The sequence below is a fragment of the Streptomyces sedi genome (assembly GCF_006335015.1).
GTDB classification, from domain to species: Bacteria; Actinomycetota; Actinomycetes; order Streptomycetales; family Streptomycetaceae; genus Streptomyces; species Streptomyces sedi.
The window spans coordinates 292,770-311,820 of sequence record NZ_VDGT01000005.1 but is presented as its reverse complement, the minus strand read 5'-3'; the positions used below and the strand labels follow the sequence as shown (position 1 = coordinate 311,820).

Below are 19,051 nucleotides of genomic sequence, written 5' to 3'. Positions count from 1 at the left end.
GGAAGCGGGGAATGCCGCGGAAATGCGGGCCACGCCCTCGCGAATGCACGTCTGTGTGCGAGAAATGAACGAGATTGATCTTCGATCGACCGCTTACGGTTTTGCAGTGATGGAAAAGTCAACCGATCTCAGCGATCCACCGACCGGAGACGCCCGCGCGGCGACACTCCGTGACTCCCTCGGCGTCGGGTTGGCGGTGGGCCTCTCCGGCTTCGCCTTCGGCGTCACGGCCGTCTCCGGCGGGCTCAGCGCCGCCCAGGCGTGCGTGCTCAGCCTGCTGGTCTTCACCGGCGCCTCCCAGTTCGCGCTGGTGGGCGCGCTGGCCGGCGGCGGCAACCCGTACACGGCCGCCGCCGGCGCGTTCTTCCTCGGGGTGCGCAACTCCTTCTACGGCCTGCGGCTCTCCTCCGTGCTGAACCCGTCCCGCCGGACGCGCCCGCTGGTCGCGCACTGGGTGATCGACGAGACCACGGCCGTCACGCTCGCCCAGCCGAACAGGCCGCTGGCCAGGCTCGGGTTCGCGGTCAGCGGCACCACGCTCTTCGTCTGCTGGAACCTGACCACGCTGCTGGGCGCGCTGGGCGCCGGCTCGATCGGCGACCCCAACGCCTGGGGCCTCGACGCCGCCTCGCCCGCCGTCTTTCTCGCGCTGCTCGCGCCGATGCTCCGCTCCACCGCCGAACGGGCCACCGCCGTCCTCGCCGTGCTGCTCGGGCTGGCCTGCCTGCCGCTGCTGCCGACCGGGGTCCCGGTGCTGGTGGCGGCGCTCGCCGCGCCGCTGGTGCTGCTGTTCGCCGGGCGGCGCGGCCGGGACACGGTCGCCGGGCCGGCCGACGCCGGCGGGAGCGGGGAGGGGATGGTCCCGTGACCACCTGGATCGCCATCGGACTGACCGCGGTCGGCTGCTACCTGGCCAAACTGCTCGGACTCCTGGCGCCGCCCGCTTCCATGGAACGCCCCCTGGTGCGCCGGCTCGCCGCGCTCCTCCCGGTGGCGCTGCTGGCCGCGTTGACCGCGCTCCAGACGCTCGACGGAGGGGACGGCGCCGTGGTCGTCGACGCCAGGCTGGCGGGGCTGGCGGCGGCCGGGGCCGCGCTGCTGCTGCGCGCGCCCTTTCTGCTGGTGGTCGGCTCCGCGGTGCTGGTCACCGCCGGTTGCCGGGCGCTGGGCGGGTGAGCGCGCCACGGCCGACCGTGTGCGTGCCGGGCGGCCGGGGATACTGGCCCCATGCGGCTGACGGATTTCTGGGAACGGATGGCGGAGCACTTCGGCGAGACCTACGCGGACTCCTTCGCCAGGGATCACGTGATGTCCGAGTTGGGCGGCCGTACCGTTTACGAGGCGCTGGACGCGGGTTGGGGCGCCAAGGACGTCTGGCGCGCCGTCTGCGTGGCGAACGAGGTACCTCGCCACCTGCGTTGATGGCGTTGACCTGTGCTTTTCCCAACCGGGTGGCGAGGGGCCCCGCTTGACACGAAAATCGAACAGCTATTCTTATGAGGGTTGCGGAAACGGCGTCCTGGTCGCTGCGAGCCCTGTGCACGCGTCGATTGTCAGTGGCGGGCGCTAGCGTCCGTGGTTGTGAAGCGATCGAATCAGACGGACCGGGTGGCACCCATGGCAGGTACGGACCGCGAGAAGGCGCTCGACGCCGCACTCGCACAGATTGAGCGGCAGTTCGGCAAGGGCGCGGTGATGCGGCTGGGCGAGCGGCCCGAGGAGCCGATCGAGATCATCCCCACCGGCTCCACGGCGCTGGATGTGGCCCTGGGCGTCGGCGGGTTGCCCCGCGGCCGGGTGGTCGAGGTCTACGGGCCCGAGTCCTCGGGCAAGACCACGCTCACCCTCCACGCGGTGGCGAACGCGCAGAAGGCCGGCGGCACCGTCGCCTTCGTGGACGCCGAGCACGCCCTCGATCCCGAGTACGCCAAGCGGCTCGGCGTCGACGTGGACCAGCTGATCCTCTCCCAGCCGGACAACGGCGAACAGGCCCTGGAGATCACGGACATGCTGATCCGCTCCGGCGCCCTCGACCTGATCGTCATCGACTCGGTGGCCGCCCTGGTGCCCAGGGCGGAGATCGAGGGCGAGATGGGCGACTCCCACGTCGGCCTCCAGGCCCGGCTGATGAGCCAGGCCCTGCGGAAGATCACGGGCGCGCTCAACCAGGCCAAGACCACGGCGATCTTCATCAACCAGCTCCGGGAGAAGGTCGGCGTGATGTTCGGCTCCCCCGAGACGACCTCGGGCGGCCGGGCGTTGAAGTTCTACGCCTCGGTGCGGCTGGACATCCGGCGCATCGAGACCCTCAAGGACGGCACCGACGCGGTGGGCAACCGCACCCGCGTCAAGGTCGTCAAGAACAAGGTGGCGCCGCCGTTCAAGCAGGCCGAGTTCGACATCCTCTACGGCACGGGCATCAGCCGTGAGGGCGGCCTGATCGACATGGGCGTGGAGCACGGCTTCATCCGCAAGTCCGGTGCCTGGTACACCTACGGCGGCGACCAGCTGGGCCAGGGCAAGGAGAACGCGCGGAACTTCCTGCGGGACAACCCGGACCTGGCCAACGAGGTCGAGAAGAAGATCAAGGAGAAGCTGGGCATCGGCCCGAAGCCTCCGACGCCCGAGGGCGGCGAGCCCGCCAAGGACGGGGCGGCCAAGGACGGGGCCGAGTCGCCGGCCGGTCCGCCGGCGCAGGCCACGGCCGCCGCGAAGTCGGCCGCCTCGGCCAAGGCACCCAAGGCCGCCAAGGCCGTCGCCGCCAAGGGCTGACGGATGACCCGGCGCAGCGACTGGCCCGAAGCCTCGCCGGCGCGCGCGGATGGTCCGGCCGCCGAGGCCCCTCCCCGCTCGGGGGAGGGCCGTTCGGCCGGGCCGTCGGGCGGCGGCGATCCGGTGACGCGGGCGCGCGGTATCTGCCTGGCGCTGCTGGCCGGGACGCCGCGCACCCGACGGCAGTTGGCGGACGCGTTGCGGCGCAGGGAGATCCCGGAGGAGGCCGCCGCGGAGGTGCTCGACCGCTTCGAGGAGGTCGGGATGATCGACGACGCCCTCTTCGCCGAGGCGTGGGTGGAGTCCCGCCACCACGGACGGGGGCTGGCCCGCCGGGCGCTGGCCCGGGAGCTGCGCACCAAGGGGGTGGCTCCCGCCGTGGTCGACGAGGCGGTCTCCCGGCTGGAGCCGGAGGACGAGGAGGAGACGGCCAGGGCCCTGGTCGCCCGCCGCCTCCCGGCCACGCGCGGCCTGCCGACACCCAAGCGGATGCGGCGCCTGGTCGGGATGCTGGCCCGCAAGGGGTACGCCGAGGGGCTGGCCCTGCGGGTGGTCCGCGAGGCGCTGGAGCGGGAGGGCCAGTCGACGGAGGAGTGGGAGGACTATGCGCCCGATACCCCCTGAGCCCTCTCGGACTTCCCGGACATCGCGGGTGCCCCGGGGAGCGGGAGCTTCCCGGGCGACGCGGGGCTGAGCGTCCGGACCGGCCGAGGCGCCGCGTCGCGCGGACACCAAGCCGCTCGGCTCACGTGCGCGCGGCCCGCGACCCCGTCGGTCAGGGAGCGCCGTTGGGCTCGGCCGGGGTGACGGCCGTCGTGCCGCGCAGGAGGCGGACGGCCTCGCGGAGGGCGCCGGTGTGGGCGCCGGGGAGCCAGGCGGCGAGATGGCCGTCCGGGCGCACCAGCAGGACGGTGTGCGCGCCCGCGCCCGGGTACTCCTCGGTGACCAGCAGCTCGGTCGGCACGTCGAGGGTCTCGGCGAACGCCGCCAGCTCGGGCATCAGCCCCGCCGACAGCCAGTGTCGGGCGTCCCAGACCCGGGCGCCCGGCGCGGTCAGCACCAGCAGCAGCGGCCCGCCGAGACGGTCGCGCAGCCGCGACCGTGTCCCGTCCAGCGCGGTCACCGGCACGTCGCCGACCGGCGCGCCCACCCGGGGCGTCGCGGTGTCGTCCGCCGCGCCGCGCCTCGTCGACGCGCCGCCGTAGACGGGCGCCTCGCCCAGCGTGCCGCGCCCCAGGTGTCCGTCGCTCAACAGGGCCAGCCGTCCCCGGCCGCGCCCCGGCAGCCGGCCGGCCAGCCCGCCGCGCCCACGCACCAGCGGCAGCGCCTGGTCGACGCCCCGCAGCCGTCGTCCGACGGCACCCCGACGCTCCTGCTGGTAGCCGTCCAGCAGGGCGTCATTGGCCCCCAGACGGCTGGCTATGGCCAGCCGCCAGGCCAGGTTCTCGGCGTCCCGGAGCCCCTCCGTCACCTGCTGGGTCCCCAGGGCACCCAGCAGATGGGCGGCGTCCCCCGCGAGGAAGGCGCGGTCCACCCGCCAGGCGCGGGCCAGCCGCTGGTGACAGACGTGCACGCCGGTGTCCAGGAGCTGGTAGTCCGGCGCGGCCCCCTCGGCCCGGTCGGCGGGTTCGCCGCCGTCGCCCGTCGCCCGCAGCTCCGCCAGCGTGGCCTCGACCCGGCTCATCAGCGCCTCCGGCGTCACCAGCCCCTCGTCGGGCGGCAACGGCCAGTCCAGCCGCCAGCGTTCCCCGGTGAGTGGCCGCAGCGTCACCTCGCCCGTCCGCGGCCCCCGGTGCAAGGCGGCCTCGCCCGGCCAGGGGAGCGGGGCGCGCAGGGCGGCGACGGCGTAGCGTTCCACGGCCGTGCGGCCGGGGAACGGCACGCCCAGCAGCTTGCGCACGGTCGAGCGGGCCCCGTCGCAGCCGACGAGAAAGCCGCCGCGCCACTGCCTCGCCTCCTCACGGCGCCCGTCCGTCGGCCGGAGCACGCTGTGCGCCAGCACGTCGGCGCCGCGCTGTTCGAAGTCGGCCAGCCGGTGGCCGCGGGCCAGCCGCACCAGCTCGTGACGCGCGACCGCGTCCCGCAGCGTCGCCTCCAGCACGTGCTGCGGAAGGTGACGGGGCGCCCGGGCCGCCCCGAAGGTGAGGTGTTCGGCGGTGCGCCCCCGTCGCACGGTGCGCCAGCCGCTCCAGACGGCGCTCTCCCGGTGGGCCCCCGGCAGCGCCGCCCACCGCGCCACGTCGGGCGCCAGGACCACGCTTCTGGCCGGGCGGGCGGCGGGCGGACCGTCGGAACCGTCCAACACGACGGACGGCACGTCGTGCCCGGCCAGGGCAAGCGCCAGCGCGAGCCCTGTAGGGCCCGCGCCAACGATGATCACGGGCAGCACAGCACGTATGGAACCCAGCGCCGTCGCTACCGTCAAGTCGGCCCCGGTTCGGGCCGGTTGCGCACCACTACGAAACGTGGTCCGGATCGTCTGGTTCTCGCCCACCGGCGCCGCCGGTTCGGCCGTCTCCGCCGGCGGCCGTGCCGCCCTGCGCCGCCGGCCGGTCGGTGCCGTCGGGAAGCCCGGCGCCCTTGTCGAGCGTCGGGGCCGCGATGCCGGCGCCGCCCGCCTGCGTCTCCTCGGCCAGGTCGGACGAGAGCACCGCTCCGGTGCCGCGCCTTCCCTGGCGGATGCGGGCCTCAAGCCAGCCCGCGAGATAGGTGAGCAGGAAGTTCACCGCGATGAAGATCGCGGCTGCCACGGTGTAGGCGGCGATGGTGTTGCTGTAGTTGCCGGCCACCAGACGGGTGTTGCTGATCAGTTCGCCGTAGCCGAGCAGGGCGCCACCCAGCGCGGTGTCCTTGACGATGACCACCAGCTGGCTGACGATCGCCGGCAGCATCGCCGTGACCGCCTGCGGCAGCAGCACATGGACCATGGTCTGGCCCTTGCGCATCCCGATGGCGTTCGCCGCGTCGGTCTGGCCGCGCGGCAGGGAGAGCACGCCGGCCCGCACGATCTCGGCCAACACGGACGCGTTGTAGAGCACCAGGCCGGTGATCACCGCGTACATCGGCCGCATCTCGCGGTCGATCGTCGACCACTCGGCGTACGCCTGGTTGGCGAAGACCATCAGGATCAGCACCGGGATGGCCCGGAAGAACTCGACCACGATGTCGGCGGGACGCCTGATCCACCAGTGGTCGGACATCCGGGCGATGCCGAGCACGGCACCCAGCGGCAGCGCGATCACCAGGGAGAGCGCGGCGGCCGTCATGGTCTCCTGGAGACCGGGCAGCAGATAGGTGGTCCACACCCGGGAGTCGGTGAAGAACGGGTCCCACTTCTCGGCCGCCAGCTGGTTCTTGTCGCCCAGCTCCGACAGGATCCAGTAGGCCAGCGCGGCCAGCACGGCGACGAAGCCGATGGTGATGAAGATGTTGCGTTGTTTGGCGCGCGGTCCCGGCGCGTCATAGAGAACGGATGCTGCCTTGCTCATCGCTTCACCGCCACTCGCTTGCTCACCCAGCCGAGAAGCAGACCGGTCGGGAGGGTGAGAACAATGAATCCAAAGGCGAACACGGCGGCGATCGGGATGAGTTGCGCTTCCCGTTCGATCATGTCGCGCATCAACAGGGCTGCTTCGGCGACGCCGATGGTCGCGGCCACTGTGGTGTTCTTGGTCAGGGCGATCAGCACGTTCGCCAGCGGGGCGACCACCGCGCGGAATGCCTGGGGCAGCACCACGAGGCGCAGCACCTGGCTGAAGTTGAGCCCGAGCGCTCTCGCCGCCTCGGCCTGGCCCACCGGCACGGTGTTGATGCCGGAGCGCAGGGCCTCGCAGACGAAGGTCGAGGTGTAGACGATGAAGCCGAGCACGGCAAGCCGGAACGCGATGTTCTCGGAGCCGCTCGCCCCCATGGACACCCCCATCGTGAAATAGAGGCCCTGGGAGCAGGCGACGATGACCAGCGTGAGGGGCGTGTTCCGCAGGAGGTTCACGTAGGCCGTGCCGAAGGCCCGCATGATCGGCACGGGGCTGACCCGCATCGCGGCCAACAGCGTGCCCCAGATCAGTGATCCGATCGCGGAGTAAACGGTGAGCTGCACCGTGGTCCAGAACGCCCCGAAGAGGTCGTACTGCTCGAGATCAAGGAAATCGAACACGGAATCTCTCAGTCTCGCCTAGAGGATGGGAAAAGGGTGTGGCGTGCCGCCGCAGCGACGGCACGCCACCGCGTTACCGGAGTTTCGTGGGGTCAGCTGGTCTCGGTGAGCTCCGGAGCCGGCTCCACCTCGTGGCCGGCCGGACCGAAGTGCTCGTCCACGGCCTCCTGCCAGGCGCCGTCGTCGACCATCTTGGTGATCGCCGCGTTGATGTCGTCCCGCCGCTCGGTCTCGCCCTTGGGGATGCCCACGCCGTAGTACTCGTCGCTCAGCGAGAGGCCGGCCAGCGTGAACTTGCCCTGGTTCTGCTCCTGCGCGGCGTAGCCGGCGAGGATGGAGTCGTCCGTGGTCAGCGCGTCCACGGTCTCGTTCTCCAGGCCGGTCAGACACTCGGAGTAGGTGCCCAGCTCCTCCAGGCCGGCGCCCGGGTACTGCTCGGCCAGGTTGGCGGCCGAGGTCGAGCCACCGACGGAGCACAGCGTGAGGTCGGCGATGGCCTCCTCGTTGGGCACGCTCTCGCCGTCGCGGATCAGCAGGTCCTGGTGGGCGACGAAGTAGGGGCCGGCGAAGTCCACCTGCTCCTTGCGCTCGTCGGTGATGGAGTAGCTGGCCACGATGAAGTCGACGTCGCCCCGGTCCAGCATCGTCTCGCGGTCGCCACTGGGCGACTCGACGAAGTCGATCTGGTCCGGCTCGTACCCCAGCTCGCCGGCGATATAGGTCGCCACGTCGACGTCGAAGCCGACGAAGTCGCCGTCGGGGGTCTTGAGGCCAAGGCCCGGCTGGTCGTACTTGATGCCGACGCTGATCTTGTCGTCGTCACCGCCGCCGCCGCAGGCGGTCGCGGCGAGGGAGAGGGCGAGCACGCCGGCGGCGAGGGCACTGGCCTTGCGAAGTCTCATGGTGCGTGTTCCTTAGAGTCGAGGAGGGTGCGTCATGTCAGTGGGGGTGTGGTCGCCTCTCGGGCGGGGTTCTCAGTGCTGGAGGATCTTCGAGAGGAAGTCCTTGGCACGGTCGCTGCGCGGGTTGTCGAAGAACTGGTGCGGCTCGGCCTCTTCGACGATCCGGCCGTCGGCCATGAAGACCACGCGGTTCGCGGCGGAACGGGCGAAGCCCATCTCGTGGGTGACCACGACCATCGTCATGCCCTCCCTGGCGAGCTGCTGCATGACCTCCAGAACCTCGTTGATCATCTCCGGGTCCAGGGCCGAGGTGGGCTCGTCGAAGAGCATCACCTTCGGCTCCATGGCCAGCGCGCGGGCGATGGCCACACGCTGCTGCTGGCCGCCGGAGAGCTGCGCCGGGTACTTGTCGGCCTGGTTGCCGACCCCGACCCGGTCCAGCAGGCCCCTCGCCTTGGTCTCCGCCTCCTCCTTCGAGATCCCACGGACCTTGACGGGCCCCAGGGTCACGTTCTGGAGCACGGTCTTGTGGGCGAAGAGATTGAAGGACTGGAAGACCATGCCGACATCCGCACGGAGGCGGGCCAGCTCCCGACCCTCCTCGGGCAGGGGCTTCTCGTCGATCGTGATGGAGCCGCCGTCGATGGTCTCCAGGCGGTTGATCGCTCGGCAGAGCGTGGACTTGCCGGAGCCCGAGGGGCCGATCACGACGACGACCTCACCGCGCTTGATGGTCAGGTTGATGTCCTGGAGCACGTGCAGGGCACCGAAGTGCTTGTCCACGCTCTCCAGGACGACCAGGTCCTCCGCCAGGGGCGCGGACTCCGCGGGGTCCTTGGTCAGCGGCGCATCGCTCATCGTGGAGTGGCTCCATCCTCGTCGGTTGCAGGGACCCTAGCCAGCTGTACAACGCAGCGTCAGCAGATCTGAGCGGAAATTGAGCATAACGATCGCGTTGCTTCCCTCTACGGGCAGTAACCGTCTGTGGGGCTCTGTTCCGCACCCGGTGACGTTGTTCCTCCGAGACGTCTGCGCGGGGCGTTCTCCTGCTTCAATCGTTCTCGTAGCGCTGCTTCGGAATCCGTTTCCGGGGCAGGCGTGCGGCGGAACGGCCGGGTCGACGGCCGGGAGCACCGAGCGGGGAAGGGAGCACGGGTTGCGCCTGCTGTTGGTCGAGGACGACGAACACGTCGCCGCCGCCCTGGTGGCGGTCCTGAACCGGCACGGCTTCACCGCCGTGCGCGTCCGCACCGGCGAGGAGGCGCTCGCCGAGCTCCGGTCCGGTGGCTTCGGCGTCGTCCTGCTGGACCTGGGCCTGCCCGACGTGGACGGCTTCGAGGTCTGCGGCCGCATCCGTCGCCTCACCTCCACTCCGGTGATCATGGTGACCGCCAGGTCGGACGTGCGCTCCCGCATCCACGGGCTGAACCTGGGCGCGGACGACTACGTGGTCAAGCCGTACGACACGGGCGAGCTGCTGGCCCGCATCCACGCGGTGAGCCGGCGCACCGTCGAGGAGCCGGCCGCCCCCGAGGAGGAGCCGGCCGAGGTACTGACGCTGGGGCCGATGGTGGTGGAGCTGGCGACCCGCAGGGTCGAGGTGGACGGCGAGCGGGTCGTGCTGACCCGCAAGGAGTTCGACCTGCTGGCGCTGTTGGCCCAGCGGCCAGGGGTGGTCTTCCGGCGCGAGCAGATCATCAGCGACGTGTGGCAGACCAGCTGGGAGGGGACCGGGCGCACCCTGGAGGTGCACATCGCCTCGCTGCGTTCGAAGTTGCGCCGGCCCGGGCTGGTGGAGACGGTCAGGGGAGTCGGCTACCGGCTGGCGTTGCCGGGGCTCTGAACGGGCGGCCCCGGGAGGGCGGCCTCTCGCCGGCGGTCGCCGTGCGACGGCAAGGCGACGGTTTGATGGTTCTGCGACAGGAAGACTTCGGTGCGTTCTCGGCTGCTTCCACTGTTGATCGTGTTGTTGATGGGGGTGCTGCTCGCGCTGGGCGTTCCGCTGGCGGCGAGCCAGGCGAGGAGTGAGCAGCAGCGGGTGGTCGTCGACCGGATCGACGACACCGCGCGCTTCGCCTCGCTCGCGCAGTTCGTCTCGGGGCCGCCGGACGCCACCCACCGGGAGTCGCTGAACGCGCTCACCGAGGAGCTGGGCCGCTACCAGGAGGTCTACGGCATCAGCGCGGGGGTCTTCGACCGCGACGCCGAGGCGGTGGCGGCCTCGCCCGACGGATGGGGGGTGCCGGGCGGCAGGACGGGACCGGAGTTCGCCGAGGCGCTGGCCGGGCGCCGCAGTCAGGGGCCCTCCCAGGTATGGCCGTGGGACGAGGACCGCACGCTGGTGGTGGCCTCGCCGGTGATCCGGGACGGCGACGTGATCGCCGTGGTGGTGACCGAGTCGCCGACCGGTCCGCTGCGCTCCCGGATCCTCTCCGGCTGGCTGGGGATCCTGCTGGGGGAGGCGGCGGCGCTGCTGCTGGCGGTGGTGGCGGCGTTCCAGCTGACGCGTTGGGTGCTGCGCCCGGTGCGGGTGCTGGACCGGGCGACGCACCACATCGCGACCGGGCGGCTCACCGCGCGGGTGGCGCCGGCCGGCGGCCCGCCGGAGCTGCGGCGGCTCGCGGTCTCCTTCAACGAGATGGCCGATCACGTGGAGGACGTGCTGGAACAGCAGCGCGCCTTCGTCGCCGACGCCTCCCACCAGCTGCGCAACCCGCTCTCCGCGCTGCTGCTCCGCATCGACCTGCTGGGGCTGGAACTGCCCGAGGGCAACGAGGAGTTCGCCTCCGTGCGCGCCGAGGGCAAGCGGCTCGCCCAGGTGTTGGACGGGCTGCTGGACCTGGCCCTGGCCGAGCACACCACGGCCGATCCGCGGGTGGTCGACGTCGCCGCGCTGCTCGCCGAGCGGGCGGGTGCCTGGCGGCTGGTCGCCGACCGGGACGGGGTGGAGGTGCGGCTCGCCGGGCCCACGGCGGTGACCGGGTGGGCCGACCCGGTCGGGCTCTCCAGCGCGCTGGACGCGGTGGTCGACAACGCGCTGAAGTTCACGCCCGAGGGCGGGGTGGTGGAGCTGTCCGTGACCCCCGAGGGCGACAGCGTCGTCATCGAGGTCGCGGACAGCGGGCCGGGCGTCGCCGACGACGAGCTGGAACGGGTCGGCTCCCGCTTCTGGCGCAGCCACCGCCACCAGAACGTCTCGGGGTCGGGGCTCGGCCTGTCCATCGTCGGTGCCCTGCTGGCGGCCGGCGGGGCGGAGATCGCCTACGCCCACAACCGGCCGACGGGTCTGCGGGTGATCGTGACGGTGCCCCGGCACCAGCCGGAGCCCGCCACGCTCCCCGCCTCCTACGTCTCCCTCAAGCCCGGCGCGCCAGACGCAGCGTGAGGATCTGGAAGGGGCGCAACGTGATCGGTACGCGCCCCTCCTTCACCTCAAGAGCCGGCTCGTCCGCCAGCGGGCGTTCCAGCAGGTCCGTGATGCCGACCTCCGCCACCTCGGCGTCGACGCGCAGCTCGCCGGAGGCCCGCCGGCCGCCGGACTCGTAGAGCCGCACCACCAGGTCGCCGGTGCGGTCGTCGGCCAGCTTCACGGCGGAGACCACGATGCTCCCCGCGCCCGCCGACTCGACCACCCCGACCAGCGGCGCCACCTCGGCGTCGCCCGGCACCGCGCGCTCCGGCAGGTTGATCCGGTGGCCCTCGCGCACCGCGTCGCCCAGCTCGGCGCCCGGCACCAGACCGAAGCGCAGCCGGTGCTCGCCCTGGTCGGTCTCCGGGTCCGGGTAGCGCGGGGCACGCAGCAGCGACAGCCGCACGGTGGTGGTCTGCCCGCCGTCCTCGCGCACGTCCCTGGTCACGTCGTGCCCGTAGGTCGAGTCGTTGACCACGGCGGCCCCGTACCCCGGCTCGCCCACGTGCACCCAGCGGTGCGCGCAGATCTCGAACTTGGCCGCCTCCCACGAGGTGTTGGTGTGGGTGGGGCGGAAGACGTGCCCGAACTGCGTCTCGGACGCCGACTGGTCGGCCTTCACATCCAGGGGGAAGGCGGCCTTCAACACCTGCTCGCTCTCCCGCCAGTCCACGGTGGTGTCGAACTCCACCGAGCGCGCGCCGGGGCGCAGCACGATCAGCTGCACCACCCGGGAGGCGCCGAACGCGCGGGTGACGCGCACCGTCGCCGCCCCCTCGCCCGCGGTGCCGTCCGCGTCGACCCGTTCCAGCGACTCGACCTCCACCAGGTCACGCACCCGGTTGCGGTAGAACTCGTCCAGGTCCCAGGCGTCCCACGCGTTCGGGAAGTCCGGGTGCAGCTGGAGCAGGTTGCCCGCCAGGCCGGGGGCCACCGCCTCCCGGCCGCTGTCCCGGTCCACCGCGGAGACCACCAGGCCACGGCCGTCGACCTCGACCCGCAGCAGCCCGTTGTCCAGCGTGAACCCGCCGTCCGGCCGCTCCTCGACCCCGACGGCCGAGGCGCCGCCCACCGGCCGCCGGCGCGCGCCACCGCCCGGCACCCCGGAGCGCTCGTGCGGCGCCGCGTTGAAGACCACGGTCCCGGCGCCCGGGCCGGCCAGCGCCCGCTGCGCCGCGTCCACCAGCGCCAGCAGCTCCTCGCGCAGCCGCGCGTAGGTCTCCCTGGCCTCCCGGTGCACCCAGGCGATCGAGGAACCCGGCAGGATGTCGTGGAACTGGTGCAGCAGCACCGTCTTCCAGATCCGGTCCAACTCCTCGTACGGGTAGGCGTACCCGGGCACCCGCACCGCCGCCGTGGCCGCCCACAGCTCGGCCTCCCGCAGCAGCGACTCGCTGTGCCGGTTGCCCTGCTTGGTCTTGGCCTGCGAGGTGTAGGTGCCCCGGTGCAGCTCCAGATACAGCTCGCCGACCCAGACCGGCGCGTCCGGGTACTCCTCGTGCGCCTTGGCGAAGAACGCGGCCGGCGGCTCGATCTCGACCCGGGGCGAGCCCTCCAGGTCGCGGACCCGCCGCGCCCGGCCCAGCATCTCGCGGGTGGGCCCGCCGCCGCCGTCGCCGAAGCCGAACGGCACCAGGGAACGGCTGCCGCGCCCCTTCTCCCGGTAGTTCCGCGCGGCGTGCGCCAGCTCGCCGCCGGTGAGGTCCGAGTTGTAGGTGTCGACCGGCGGGAAGTGGGTGAAGACCCGGGTGCCGTCGATGCCCTCCCACCAGAAGGTGTGGTGGGGGAACGGGTTGGTCCGGCTCCAGGAGATCTTCTGGGTCAGGAACCACTTCGAGCCCGAGAGCCTGACCAGCTGCGGCAGCGCGGCGGTGTAGCCGAAGGAGTCGGGCAGCCACACCTCCTCCGTCTCGATCCCGAACTCGTCCAGGAAGAACCGCTTCCCGTGGACGAACTGCCGCGCCATGGCCTCCCCGCCGACCATGTTGGTGTCCGACTCCACCCACATGCCGCCGACCGGCACGAAGCCGCCCTCGGCGATCCGCCGCCGCACCCGCTCGAACAGCTCGGGGCGGTGCTCCTTGATCCAGGCCAGCTGCTGCGCCTGCGACATCGCGAAGACCAGCTCGTCGGAGTCCTCCAGCAGCGCCACCACGTTGGCGGTGGTGCGGGAGACCTTGCGCACGGTCTCCCGCAGCGGCCACAGCCAGGCGGAGTCGATGTGCGCGTGCCCCACGGCGCTCAGCCGGTGCGCGGACGCGTGCGCCGGCGCGGAGAGCACCTCGGCGAGCGCCGCGCGCGCCGCCGGCGCGCTGCCCGCGACATCCGTGAGGTCCACCGCGTCCAGCGCGTTCTCCACCGCCCGCACCAGTCCGTAGCGGCGGGCGTCGTCCACGGCCAGCTCGGCCATCAGCGAGCCGATGACCTCCAGATCCCGCACCAGCTCCCAGACCTCGGCCTCGAAGACCGCCAGTTCGGCGCGGACGATCCGGTACAGCGGCTCGTCGTCGACGGTCAGCCGGTCGCCCAGCTCGGTGGGGCGCGCCTCCACCAGGATCGGGTTGGCCGCCGCCTCGACCAGCAGCTCGACCTCCTCGCCGCCCTCCGCCGCACGCGCCACCGACACCCAGTCGTTGTGCGGATGGACGCCCTTGACCGCGGTGCCGTCCGGGAGGTGGACCAGCCCCTCGCACTGGAACCCGGGCAGCTGCCGGTCGAAGCCCAGGTCGACCCTGGCCTCGACCCGCGACCCCGCCCACTCGGCCGGCACCCGGCCGGTCAGCCGGAACCAGCTGGTGCCCCACGCCGGCCCCCACCGCTCGCCGACCCGCGCCGGCCGGTAGGCGGCGGCCAGCGCCTCGGCCACCGGGACGGGCTCCCCGGGGGCGTCCCAACGTTCCAGTTCCAACGGCACCGCGGCGCCGTACACCGCCGGCCTGATCCGCTCGTCGAGCACCCGGCGCAGCCGCTGCTCGACAAGGTCACGGTCGTCGTGCATGAAGGTGACTCCTTCGCCGTTCTGAAGCCGTTCTGAAGTGCGGTCCCCGGTAAGTGCTGAACCCGCGAGAACAGAATCAAACGGAAAAGAGCGGAAAGAAAGGGTCCGGAACCGGCGCGGCCCGTCGCCGATCCCCAAGTGAAAGCGAGAGGTCAGGACTTGACGGAACGGTAGTAGTCGCGCGCCCCGGGGTGCAGATCCAGCGGCTGCGTGTAGATCGCCGTCCGCAGGTCCACGCGCTGCGCCGCGTGCACCACGTCGGCGATGCTGTCCCGCCCGTTGATCACCGAGCGGGTGATCTCCTCGACCAGCCTGTCGTCCGCGTCCTCCGTGGTGATCAGCAGGTTGGCCACCGCCAACGTGTCGATGCCCTCGGACCCCGGGATCTCCTCGTAGGCGTCCGGAGGCATCACCGCCGCCCGGTAGTGGGCCGTCGCCCCGCCCGCCTCGTCGCGCCCGGTCAGCGCGGGCAGCAGGTCGTCCAACGGCACGATCCGGATCTTCGTCCGCGCGGCCAGCTGCTCGACGGCCGAGGTCGGCAGCCCGCCCGACCAGAAGAAGGCGTCCAACCGGCCCGCCTCCAGCATCGTCGGCATGTTGTCGATGCCCTTCCTGACCGCCGTCAGGTCCCGCTCCATGTCCAGGCCGGCCGCCGCCAGCAGCTCCCTGGTCACCAGCTGCACGCCCGACTGGTCCTCGCCGACACCGACCCGCAACCCCGCGAGGTCCGCGGTCCGCCGCACCGGCGAGCCGTCGGGCACCACCAGATGCATGTAGTCGTCGTACAGCCGGGCGCAGGCCCGTAGCCGCTCGGCGCCCTCGCCGCCCCGCTGCTGGTAGTCCGCGATCGAGTCGGCCGTGGCGATGGCGAAGTCCGCCTCACCGGCCAGCAGGCGTTCGATGTTCTCCACCGAGCCCTCGCTGCCCCGCAGCTCCACGTCGAGACCGGGCACGTCGTTCGCCAACTGACCGTGCAGCAGGTCCCCGTAGCGCGCGTAGACGCCCTTGGCCACCCCGGTGCTCAACGTCACCCGGCCCGACGGCTTCCCGTCCCCCTCGACCAGCGGGCGCGCCAACACGGCGATCAGCGCCAGCGCCAGGGCCACACCCGTCGCGACCAGCAGCCGCCGACCGCGCGTCGAACGCGGCGCCAACCGCCGCCATACGGGTCCTCCGGAAGCCACCCGAGCAAACTATCAGCGGACCGTAGACTTGGCAGCGGCCAGCTTGCCGCCCTCTGATCGATGTGGATTGAGTCCTTCCCATGCCAACTCCCGCCACGGCCCAGACGCGCACCTACCAGGTCCGGACGTTCGGTTGCCAGATGAACGTCCACGACTCGGAACGCATGGCCGGGCTCCTGGAGGACGCCGGCTACGTGCCGGCGGGGGAGCACGACGAGGTCGCCGACATCGTGGTGTTCAACACCTGCGCCGTCCGGGAGAACGCGGACAACCGCCTCTACGGCAACCTCGGCCAGCTCGCGCCGAAGAAGGCCGCCCGCCCCGGGATGCAGATCGCCGTCGGCGGCTGCCTGGCCCAGAAGGACCGGGACACCATCACCCGCCGCGCCCCCTGGGTCGACGTCGTCTTCGGCACGCACAACGTCGGCAGCCTGCCGGTGCTGCTGGAGCGCGCCAGGGTCGAGCGCGAGGCACAGGTGGAGATCGCCGAGTCGCTGGAGGCGTTCCCCTCCACCCTCCCGACCCGCAGGGACAGCGCCTACGCGGCCTGGGTCGCGATCTCCGTCGGCTGCAACAACACCTGCACCTTCTGCATCGTGCCCGCCCTGCGCGGCAAGGAGAAGGACCGGCGCCCCGGCGACATCCTCGCCGAGGTGGAGGCGCTGGTCGCCGAGGGCGTCATCGAGATCACCCTGCTCGGCCAGAACGTCAACGCCTACGGCTCCGACATCGGCGACCGCCAGGCGTTCTCCAAGCTGCTGCGCGCCTGCGGCAACGTCGAGGGACTGGAGCGGGTCCGCTTCACCTCGCCCCACCCCAGGGACTTCACCGACGACGTGATCGAGGCGATGGCGACCACGCCCCACGTGATGCCGCAGCTGCACATGCCGCTCCAGTCCGGCTCCTCCCGGGTGCTGAAGGCCATGCGCCGCTCCTACCGCCAGGACCGGTATCTGGGCATCGTCGACAAGGTCAGGGAGTCCATCCCCGAGGCGGCGCTGACCACCGACATCATCGTGGGCTTCCCCGGCGAGACCGAGGAGGACTTCCAGGAGACCCTGCACGTGGTGCGGGAGGCGCGCTTCGCCCAGGCGTTCACCTTCCAGTACTCCAAGCGGCCGGGCACCCCGGCCGCCGAGATGCCGGGGCAGATCCCCAAGGAGGTCGTCCAGGAGCGCTACGAGCGGCTGGTCGCCCTCCAGGAGGAGATCTCCTGGGCGGAGAACAGGCGCCAGGTCGGCAGGACCGTCGAGGTGCTGGTCGCGGAGGGCGAGGGCCGCAAGGACGGCGCGACCCGCCGGCTCTCCGGCCGCGCCCCGGACAACCGGCTGGTCCACTTCACCCGCCCCGAGGAGCCCGTCCGCCCCGGCGACCTGGTCACCGTCGAGGTCACCTACGCGGCCCCGCACCACCTGCTGGCCGAGGGCGAGCCCCTCCAGGTCCGGCGCAGCCGCGCCGGCGACGCCTGGGAGCGGCGCAACGCCCAGCCCGAGCCGGCCGGTTCGGGCGGCGTGCTGCTCGGCCTGCCGACGGTCGGGGCACCGCCCCAGCCGACGGAGCCCGTCGGCGGCTGCGGCGTCGGCCACTAACCACCCGCCGGCCGGGCCGGCTCCGCGCCCACGGGAGGCGCCGGTCAGGCCGTAGGCTTTCGATCATGCTCGTCGCCGCCGCGGTATGCCCCTGCCCGCCCCTGCTCGTCCCCGAGGTCGCCTCCGGCGCCGCCGGGGAGCTGGACCGGGCCCGGTCCGCCTGTGACGACGCCCTCGCGGTGCTGGCCGCGGCGCGCCCCGACCGGCTGCTGGTGGTCGGGCCGGCCACCGCGGCCGAGAGCGGGGAGTTCGCCGCCGGCAGCCGGGGGTCGCTCCGCGGCTTCGGGGTGGCGCTCGACGTGACCCTGGGCGCGGGCGAGCCGGGCGCGCGCCCCCTGCCGCCCTCGCTCACCGTCGGCGCCTGGCTGCTGGAACGCACCCACTGGCGCGCCGCGCCCGTCGCCGCCCGCGCCCTGCCCCAGGACGCGAAGGCCGCCGACTGCCTGGAGGCCGGCCGCCAACTCGGCGCGGGCGAGGAACGACTGGCCCTGCTGGTGCTGGGCGACGGCAGCGCCTGCCGGACCGCCAAGGCGCCCGGCGCCTTCGACGACCGCGCCGAACCGTTCGACCGCGCCGTGGCCGACGCCCTCGCCCGCGCGGACACCGCCGCCCTGGCCGGCCTCGACCCGGTCCTGGCCCGCCAGCTGCACGTCGCGGGACGCCCCGCCTGGCAGCTGCTCGCCGGCGCCGCCGAGCGCGCCGGCCTCGCGGGGCACCTCCTGTACGACGAGGCCCCGTACGGCGTGGCCTACCTCGTCGCCACCTGGTCCTGACCCCCGCTCCCACCCGACGGGCGCCCGGCGGCGTTCTGGGAGACTGGACGCGTGCACGCCGCCCCTCCCTCCCCCCGCGTCATCGCCGTCGTCGGCCCCACGGCGGCCGGCAAGTCCGACCTCGCCGTGGCGCTCGCCGGCCGGCTCGGCGGCGAGGTGATCAACGCCGACTCCATGCAGCTCTACCGGGGCATGGACGTCGGTACGGCCAAGCTCACCGTGGCCGAACGCGGCGGCGTGCCGCACCACCTCCTCGACGTCCTCGACGTCACGGTCACCGCCAGCGTCGCCGAGTACCAGCGCCTGGCCAGGGCGGAGATCGACCGGCTGCTGCTCCTCGGCCGCACGCCCGTGGTGGTCGGCGGCTCCGGGCTCTACGTGCGGGGCGCGCTGGACGCCCTCTCCTTCCCCGGCACCCACCCAGGCGCCCGCGCCGCGCTGGAGGAGGAGCTGGCGCGGGTCGGCAGCGGCGCGCTGCACGCCAGGCTCGCCGCGCTGGACCCGCCGGCCGCGGAGGCGATCCTGCCCAGCAACGGCCGCCGCGTCGTGCGCGCCCTGGAGATCATCGAGATCACCGGCCGCCCGTTCACCGCCCAGCTGCCGGCCCCCGACGAGGACCGCGCCCACTACCCGACGCTGTATCTCGGCGTCGGGGTGCCGAGGCCGGAGCTGGACGACCGGATCGCGCGGCGCGTCGAGACGATGTGGGCCGCCGGCCTCGTCGACGAGGTGCGTCGGCTGGAGGCCGTCGGGCTCCGCGACGGGCGGACCGCCTCCCGCGCGCTCGGCTACCAGCAGGTGCTGGCCGCCCTCGACGGGACGTACGACGAGGCCGCCGCCCGGGAGGAGACGACGCGGGCCACCCGCCGCTTCGCCCGCCGGCAGGACCGGTGGTTCCGCAGGGACCCGAGGATCCACTGGCTCGACGCCGGCGCCGGAGCGGGGAGCACACTCGCGGACCGCGCCTGGCAGCTCGTCGAACGGAAGGTCGACCGCTGAACGCCCCCGCCCCCGCCGGGTTCTGACGTTCGGTGACCGCCCGGGGGGACGCCCCGCGACCCGGGGTGCGCCCGGACGGAGGAACGCCGCCCGGAGACCGCGGGCGGCGGCCTTCGAGGCCCGTGCGGCGCGATGATCATGCGGGCCCGGGACGTCCCTCCCGCGCCCCGTCGAACGGGCGGTCACATCCTGATCACGTGATGGCATCGGGACGCTCCCAGGGCCCGGGAGTGGGCGTTGAGCGTGCCATCATCGAGCCCGATGCTACG

Annotated in this window: 17 protein-coding genes; 10 read left to right on the top strand and 7 right to left on the bottom strand. The window is 72.9% G+C overall.

Going from position 1 to position 19,051, the window contains the following annotated elements; all coding sequences use genetic code 11:
- The first annotated feature begins 109 nt into the window (after positions 1-109).
- The 5 genes from FH715_RS09715 to recX all read left to right on the top strand — a co-directional run bounded on the left by FH715_RS09715 (position 110) and on the right by recX (position 3,396).
- Complete coding sequence (locus FH715_RS09715) at positions 110-868, top strand: AzlC family ABC transporter permease (protein WP_139643003.1); 759 nt, start codon at positions 110-112, stop codon at positions 866-868.
- Positions 865-1,176 (top strand): AzlD domain-containing protein, encoded by a 312-nt coding sequence (locus FH715_RS09710; RefSeq protein ID WP_139643000.1) that lies wholly within the window; start codon positions 865-867, stop codon positions 1,174-1,176. Before FH715_RS09715 ends, FH715_RS09710 begins: the two co-directional genes overlap by 4 nt.
- A 51-nt stretch (positions 1,177-1,227) precedes the next feature.
- Positions 1,228-1,422, top strand: coding sequence for a DUF3046 domain-containing protein (locus tag FH715_RS09705; RefSeq protein WP_139642997.1), 195 nt, complete (start codon positions 1,228-1,230; stop codon positions 1,420-1,422).
- A gap of 195 nt (positions 1,423-1,617) precedes the next feature.
- Positions 1,618-2,772, top strand: a complete 1,155-nt coding sequence (recA, locus tag FH715_RS09700) for a recombinase RecA (RefSeq protein ID WP_139642994.1) — start codon at positions 1,618-1,620, stop codon at positions 2,770-2,772.
- A 3-nt stretch (positions 2,773-2,775) separates the two neighbouring features.
- The gene (recX, locus tag FH715_RS09695) at positions 2,776-3,396 is read left to right on the top strand and encodes a recombination regulator RecX (protein ID WP_139642991.1); all 621 of its coding nucleotides are present in this window, start codon (positions 2,776-2,778) and stop codon (positions 3,394-3,396) included.
- A 151-nt stretch (positions 3,397-3,547) separates the two neighbouring features.
- Here recX and FH715_RS09690 read toward each other — a convergent pair whose 3' ends face one another.
- The 5 genes from FH715_RS09690 to FH715_RS09670 all read right to left on the bottom strand — a co-directional run bounded on the left by FH715_RS09690 (position 3,548) and on the right by FH715_RS09670 (position 8,688).
- A complete protein-coding gene (locus tag FH715_RS09690) occupies positions 3,548-5,161 on the bottom strand; it encodes an FAD-dependent monooxygenase (protein WP_139642990.1) in 1,614 nt (537 codons plus the stop codon).
- A gap of 67 nt (positions 5,162-5,228) precedes the next feature.
- Positions 5,229-6,260, bottom strand: a complete 1,032-nt coding sequence (locus tag FH715_RS09685; protein ID WP_139642987.1) for an amino acid ABC transporter permease — start codon at positions 6,258-6,260, stop codon at positions 5,229-5,231.
- Positions 6,257-6,928 (bottom strand): amino acid ABC transporter permease, encoded by a 672-nt coding sequence (locus FH715_RS09680; protein WP_139642984.1) that lies wholly within the window; start codon positions 6,926-6,928, stop codon positions 6,257-6,259. Before FH715_RS09680 ends, FH715_RS09685 begins: the two co-directional genes overlap by 4 nt.
- Positions 6,929-7,020: 92 nt before the next feature.
- Positions 7,021-7,830 carry a glutamate ABC transporter substrate-binding protein gene (locus tag FH715_RS09675; RefSeq protein ID WP_139642981.1) on the bottom strand — a complete coding sequence of 270 codons (810 nt, stop codon included), beginning with the start codon at positions 7,828-7,830 and terminating at the stop codon, positions 7,021-7,023.
- 72 nt (positions 7,831-7,902) lie between these two features.
- Entirely contained in the window at positions 7,903-8,688 is a 786-nt protein-coding gene (locus FH715_RS09670) for an amino acid ABC transporter ATP-binding protein (protein ID WP_139642978.1), read from the bottom strand.
- 298 nt (positions 8,689-8,986) lie between these two features.
- On the opposite strand from FH715_RS09670, the gene FH715_RS09665 reads away from it, so the two are divergent.
- Together FH715_RS09665 and FH715_RS09660 are read left to right on the top strand one after the other, a co-directional pair.
- Positions 8,987-9,673 carry a response regulator transcription factor gene (locus FH715_RS09665; protein ID WP_139642975.1) on the top strand — a complete coding sequence of 229 codons (687 nt, stop codon included), beginning with the start codon at positions 8,987-8,989 and terminating at the stop codon, positions 9,671-9,673.
- Positions 9,674-9,763: 90 nt separating this feature from the next.
- The gene (locus FH715_RS09660; RefSeq protein WP_139642972.1) at positions 9,764-11,215 is read left to right on the top strand and encodes a sensor histidine kinase; all 1,452 of its coding nucleotides are present in this window, start codon (positions 9,764-9,766) and stop codon (positions 11,213-11,215) included.
- On the opposite strand, the gene FH715_RS09655 is transcribed toward FH715_RS09660, so the two are convergent.
- Both FH715_RS09655 and FH715_RS09650 read right to left on the bottom strand, forming a co-directional pair.
- A complete protein-coding gene (locus FH715_RS09655) occupies positions 11,187-14,237 on the bottom strand; it encodes an alpha-mannosidase (protein ID WP_139642969.1) in 3,051 nt (1,016 codons plus the stop codon). The genes FH715_RS09660 and FH715_RS09655 overlap by 29 nt on opposite strands.
- A gap of 152 nt (positions 14,238-14,389) precedes the next feature.
- On the bottom strand, positions 14,390-15,421 hold the full coding sequence (locus FH715_RS09650; protein WP_246108651.1) for a TAXI family TRAP transporter solute-binding subunit: 1,032 nt from the start codon (positions 15,419-15,421) through the stop codon (positions 14,390-14,392).
- Positions 15,422-15,501: 80 nt separating this feature from the next.
- Here FH715_RS09650 and miaB point away from each other — a divergent pair, with 80 nt between their 5' ends.
- From miaB to miaA, 3 genes are all read left to right on the top strand, one after another.
- Positions 15,502-17,010, top strand: coding sequence for a tRNA (N6-isopentenyl adenosine(37)-C2)-methylthiotransferase MiaB (gene miaB / locus FH715_RS09645; protein ID WP_139642966.1), 1,509 nt, complete (start codon positions 15,502-15,504; stop codon positions 17,008-17,010).
- A gap of 65 nt (positions 17,011-17,075) precedes the next feature.
- Positions 17,076-17,783: a class III extradiol dioxygenase subunit B-like domain-containing protein gene (locus FH715_RS09640; RefSeq protein WP_139642964.1), complete on the top strand. Its 708-nt coding sequence runs from the start codon at positions 17,076-17,078 to the stop codon at positions 17,781-17,783.
- 51 nt (positions 17,784-17,834) lie between these two features.
- Positions 17,835-18,782 (top strand): tRNA (adenosine(37)-N6)-dimethylallyltransferase MiaA, encoded by a 948-nt coding sequence (gene miaA / locus FH715_RS09635; protein ID WP_139642961.1) that lies wholly within the window; start codon positions 17,835-17,837, stop codon positions 18,780-18,782.
- The last annotated feature ends 269 nt before the right edge of the window (positions 18,783-19,051 follow it).